Consider the following 4,594-nt stretch of genomic DNA (forward strand, 5'->3'; position numbering starts at 1 on the left):
GTAGCACCAGTGGCCCCGTCAGCGCCGGTAGCACCAGTGGCCCCGTCAGCGCCAGTAGCACCAGTGGCCCCGTCAGCGCCAGTAGCGCCGGTAGCACCGGTAGCGCCGTCAGCGCCGGTTGGCCCAGTCACTGAGGGATTTTCAATCGTAACAATCGCAGATCCTTGTGCTGCCACAATGTCAAGTGTACTGGACTGTATGGTTAGGGTTTCTCCTAAACCAACGGTTCCACTGCCGGTGTTTCCCACGACGGTAAATAGTACTGCCCCTGGGTCAAAAGCGCCGGTAGCCCCGGTAGCGCCAGTGGCCCCGGTGTCGCCAGTGGCTCCGGTAGCACCGGTCACGCCGGTAGGGCCAGTGGCTCCGGTAGCACCGGCTCCAGTAGCGCCGGTAGGGCCAGGATCGCCGGTAGCGCCGGTCACGCCGGTAGGGCCAGTGGCTCCGGTAGCACCGGCTCCAGTAGCGCCGGTAGGGCCAGGATCGCCGGTAGCGCCGGTCACGCCGGTAGGGCCAGTGGCTCCGGTAGCACCGGCTCCAGTAGCGCCGGTAGGGCCAGGATCGCCGGTAGCGCCGGTCACGCCGGTAGGGCCAGTGGCCCCGGTAGCACCGGCTCCAGTAGCGCCGGTAGCGCCGGTCACGCCGGTGGCCCCGGTAGCTCCGGTAGCCCCGGTAGCTCCGGTAGCCCCGGTAGCTCCGGTAGCCCCGGTAGTCCCGGTTATGCCGGTAAATCCTGGGGGGCATACTGTCCATGTTGGTCCTGTGGAACACCATGGATTTACCGGATGGCTGCAACAGTTGTGATGGCAATGCTTACAGTGGTGCCTCGGGAGAAAATTTTTCAAAGAGGGATGCCCCTCTGGGTTATGATACATTAAGAGACCTCCTTTCAAGGAGTGGAAATTTATTATGTAATATATCATATGTTGTATAATAAGTGCCGGGAACTATCAGAATAGGAATTTATGACGATAAAAATGGAACTGGCGCTGTGAAGGCGCCAGTTCCATTGAACTCAGGTTAAACGATATTAATACCTGCGCTGGCATAGCCGGCTGCAGTATTTAATAAAGTTACACCTGTGGCGGTTGCAGAGAACACCAGCAATAATCTGGTTCCGGCTGTCACCGGAATTGCCAGGCCGGTAGTGAGGCCGCTGCTAATGGTACCGATGGTAACAAGTCCTGTTAGAGCCGGAGCGAGAGTAGCAAGAGCACCGGCAACTGGAGTAAAGGTATTGTCCGGCGTAGCCGAACTGAACAATTGTGCGGTAATAGTGATTGTTGAGCCAACAAGGCCTAATGCCGCCGTAGTGCTGAAGTATGCTGCAATTGAGGTGATTGTTCCATCCCGGGGAACCGAAAATGCAAAGTTTGTAAGGGTTCCGGCGGCTCCGGTAAGGTCTATGGTCGCTCCCAGAACGGTAGCCAGAGTAGCCGAAGAGCCAAAGCCGACGATACTGGGGAGTCCGACTAAGCCACCCGCAATGGTAGTCGGCAGAATCGGGAGACCGGAAGCAAATGGAATGATTGCTCCATCGCCGGTAGCGCCGGTGGCACCGTCAGCGCCAGTAGCACCAGTGGCACCGTCAGCGCCGGTAGCGCCAGTAGCGCCGGTAGCCCCGGTAGCGCCGTCAGCCCCGGTAGCGCCGGTAGCCCCGGTAGCGCCGATGGCCCCGTCAGTGCCGGTAGCCCCGGTAGCGCCGGTGGCCCCGTCAGCGCCGGTAGCCCCGGTAGCGCCGGTGGCCCCGTCAGCGCCGGTAGCCCCGGTAGCGCCGGTGGCCCCGGCAGCGCCGGTAGCCCCGGTAGCGCCGGTGGCCCCGTCAGCGCCGGTAGCCCCGGTAGCGCCGGTAGCCCCGGTAGCGCCGTCAGTGCCGGTAGCCCCGGTAGCGCCGTCAGTGCCGGTAGCCCCGGTAGCGCCGGTGGCGCCGTCAGTGCCGGTAGCCCCGGTAGCGCCGGTGGCGCCGTCAGTGCCGGTAGCCCCGGTAGCGCCGGTGGCCCCGTCAGTGCCGGTAGCCCCGGTAGCGCCGGTGGCGCCGTCAGTGCCGGTAGCCCCGGTAGCGCCGGTGGCGCCGTCAGCGCCGGTAGCCCCGGTAGCCCCGGTAGCGCCGTCAGCGCCAGTAGCCCCGGTAGCGCCGTCAGCCCCGGTAGCGCCGTCAGCCCCGGTAGCGCCGGTGGCCCCGTCAGCGCCGGTAGCCCCGGTAGTGCCGGTAATGCCGGTTGGTCCAGTCACTGCGGGATTTTCAATCGTAACAATCGCAGATCCTTGTGCTGCCACAATGTCAAGTGTACTGGACTGTATGGTTAGGGTTTCTCCTAAAGCAACGGTTCCACTGCCGGTGTTTCCCACGACGGTGAATAATGCTGCGCCTGCGTCAAAGACGCCAGTAGCCCCGGTAGCGCCAGTAGCGCCAGTGGCCCCGGTGTCGCCAGTGGCTCCGGTAGCGCCGGTAGCTGCAGTAGCGCCGGTAGCGCCAGTGGCCCCGGTAGCGCCAGTAGCACCAGTGGCGCCGATGGCCCCGGTAGCGCCAGTAGCGCCAGTAGCGCCGATGGCCCCGTCAGCGCCGGTAGCGCCGGTGGCTCCCGCCCCGGTGACGCCAGTCGCGCCAGTCGCGCCAGTCGCGCCGGTGGTTCCGTCAGCGCCGGTAGCGCCGGTAGCTCCGGCTCCGGTGATGCCAGTCGCGCCAGTCGCGCCAGTGTCGCCGGTAGCGCCGGTAACGCCGGCAGCGCCAGTTTCGCCAGCGCCGGTGGGTCCGGTAGCGCCGGTAGCGCCAGTGTCGCCGGTAGCGCCGGTAACGCCGGCGGCGCCAGTTTCACCAGCGCCGGTAGCGCCGGTAGAACCGGTAGCCCCGGTGGCACCGGTGGCCCCAGTGGCTCCAGTGGCTCCAGCGCCGGTGGCGCCAGGATCGCCGGTAGCGCCGGTGGGACCAGTGGGGCCGGTGGGACCGGAAGGACCAGTCGGACCGGTTCCTCCAGTAGCACCGGTTGTTCCGGTGATTCCAGTCGGGCCGGTAGGGCCGAAGAAGAAGCAGGGGTTAGGCATAGGCGTGCAGCAAGGGTCAGGCGTACAACTGCAATGCTTATGATGATGCTTATGATGACAGTGTCTATAACGCCGCCGTTTACGTTTGGGTCTTTCTAAGTCATAGTAAGAGCTATTATTTGAATCACCAGTTTGATCCACTAATAGTCCCCCTTTCCAGTGATTGAGATTTATTACATAATATAATATGTATAATTTTCTAGGCGGGGAACTTAGCAAAACAATTTTAAGAATGTCCTTTAAAAGTTTTTTTCCAGTCTCAATAATCGGGCGTTTATTGTGGATCCGGCAGTTGAGCCAGTTCCAAATCAACTGGATGTGGACTGAATTGACAATTTTGCTTAATTCAACATGGGGCTAAAAATATAAAGCTGCATTTATCACAGATGCATGTAATCAGAATAGCATAGTGATAAGGTGGTATAGATATTTTGAATCAGGGAACCCAAGGAGGAAAAAGTATGGTTAAGGATTCCACTAAATTGCATCTGGGGTGTGGATTGACAATATTGCCTGACTGGATAAATGTTGATTGTGTGGATTTACCGGGGGTTGATCTGTTATTTGATTTGGATACATGCGATAACAACTTACTGCCAATAGCAGATAATCGCATTGATACAATGCTGGCAAGTCACGTTATTGAACATATTGCAAAGCCGCTGCCATTAATGCAGGAACTGTATCGTGTTGCCAAACCGGATGCTCAATTGACTTTATTTCTGCCGTATGGCTCCAGTGATGATGCTTTTGAAGACCCAACGCATATTAAGGCTTATTTTTTAAATTCATTTTATTATTTTTCCCAGCCTTACTATTGGCGGGCAAGTTATGGATACCTGGCGGACTGGCAGCCGGAACTCATTGTGTTAAAGATTTCGGCAGAGGATCATGGCGGGCGAATGGCGGAAGACATTATGGATGATATTATGACCTTACGAAATATTGTTATTGAAATGGGCGTGACGATGAGGGCAATTAAACCGGCTCGCCCTGCAAAGCGGGAGTTGCAAAGCTTTGCAGAGCTTCGTTTTGAATTTGTATGAGTGAGTATGTCATTATAACGCCGGAGGATTTTATTAACCTTGGGCCTGGAACGTTATGTTTAAATTAGCCGGCGTACCGGCGACTGTGGATTGATAAGCGACCCTGGCATAGCGCAGATAACGTGATGTTACAAGTACTGTTATTTCATTCTGCGCAAGTGTATATTCGGCGCCATCGTCAACCCATTTATTGTTATCGGGACTTATTTGCATTTTAATTGTGGCGGACACGGCGGTGGCTGAGGTATTTTCTACAAAGAAAGAAAAGGTCCGCCAGGTTGCAATATCCTGGCTGATTCCGGCAAGAGCATCGGTAGTCGTTACGGCAATTGGGTCAGATTCGGCGTGAAGCACCGAAACAACCGCGGTTATACTGTCTGTAGCCGAATTTAGGTCGCGGACATCAAGATCGGTTGCGCTGACGGTAACCTGATCGGCGATGGTAAGGGGCCTGATATCGGTCTGCCCTGAAGCGTTGGTTTTAATCAACTGATTGCTGGTACCGTCGT

4 protein-coding genes are annotated in these 4,594 nt (G+C 57.7%); 1 reads left to right on the forward strand and 3 read right to left on the reverse strand.

What is annotated here, in order from left to right:
• On the reverse strand, positions 1–872 hold an 872-nt coding region (locus tag BLR06_RS19720), incomplete at its 3' end, for a hypothetical protein (RefSeq protein WP_423069643.1).
• Positions 873–1,017: 145 nt separating this feature from the next.
• Entirely contained in the window at positions 1,018–3,180 is a 2,163-nt protein-coding gene (locus BLR06_RS19105; RefSeq protein WP_281242297.1) for an exosporium glycoprotein BclB-related protein, read from the reverse strand.
• Between the two features lie 320 nt (positions 3,181–3,500).
• On the opposite strand from BLR06_RS19105, the gene BLR06_RS19110 reads away from it, so the two are divergent.
• On the forward strand, positions 3,501–4,085 hold the full coding sequence (locus BLR06_RS19110) for a class I SAM-dependent methyltransferase (protein WP_092075169.1): 585 nt from the start codon (positions 3,501–3,503) through the stop codon (positions 4,083–4,085).
• 33 nt (positions 4,086–4,118) lie between these two features.
• Here BLR06_RS19110 and BLR06_RS19725 read toward each other — a convergent pair.
• Positions 4,119–4,594 (reverse strand): DUF6385 domain-containing protein (locus BLR06_RS19725; protein ID WP_245698238.1); only part of this gene is annotated, 476 nt, incomplete at its 5' end.

The organism is Dendrosporobacter quercicolus, from assembly GCF_900104455.1.
Taxonomy (GTDB): domain Bacteria; phylum Bacillota; class Negativicutes; order DSM-1736; family Dendrosporobacteraceae; genus Dendrosporobacter; species Dendrosporobacter quercicolus.

Excerpts from the sequence above, each read along its gene's own strand:
- BLR06_RS19110 (WP_092075169.1), top strand. The coding sequence starts at position 3,501 with ATGGTTAAGGATTCCACTAAATTGCATCTGGGGTGTGGATTGACAATA.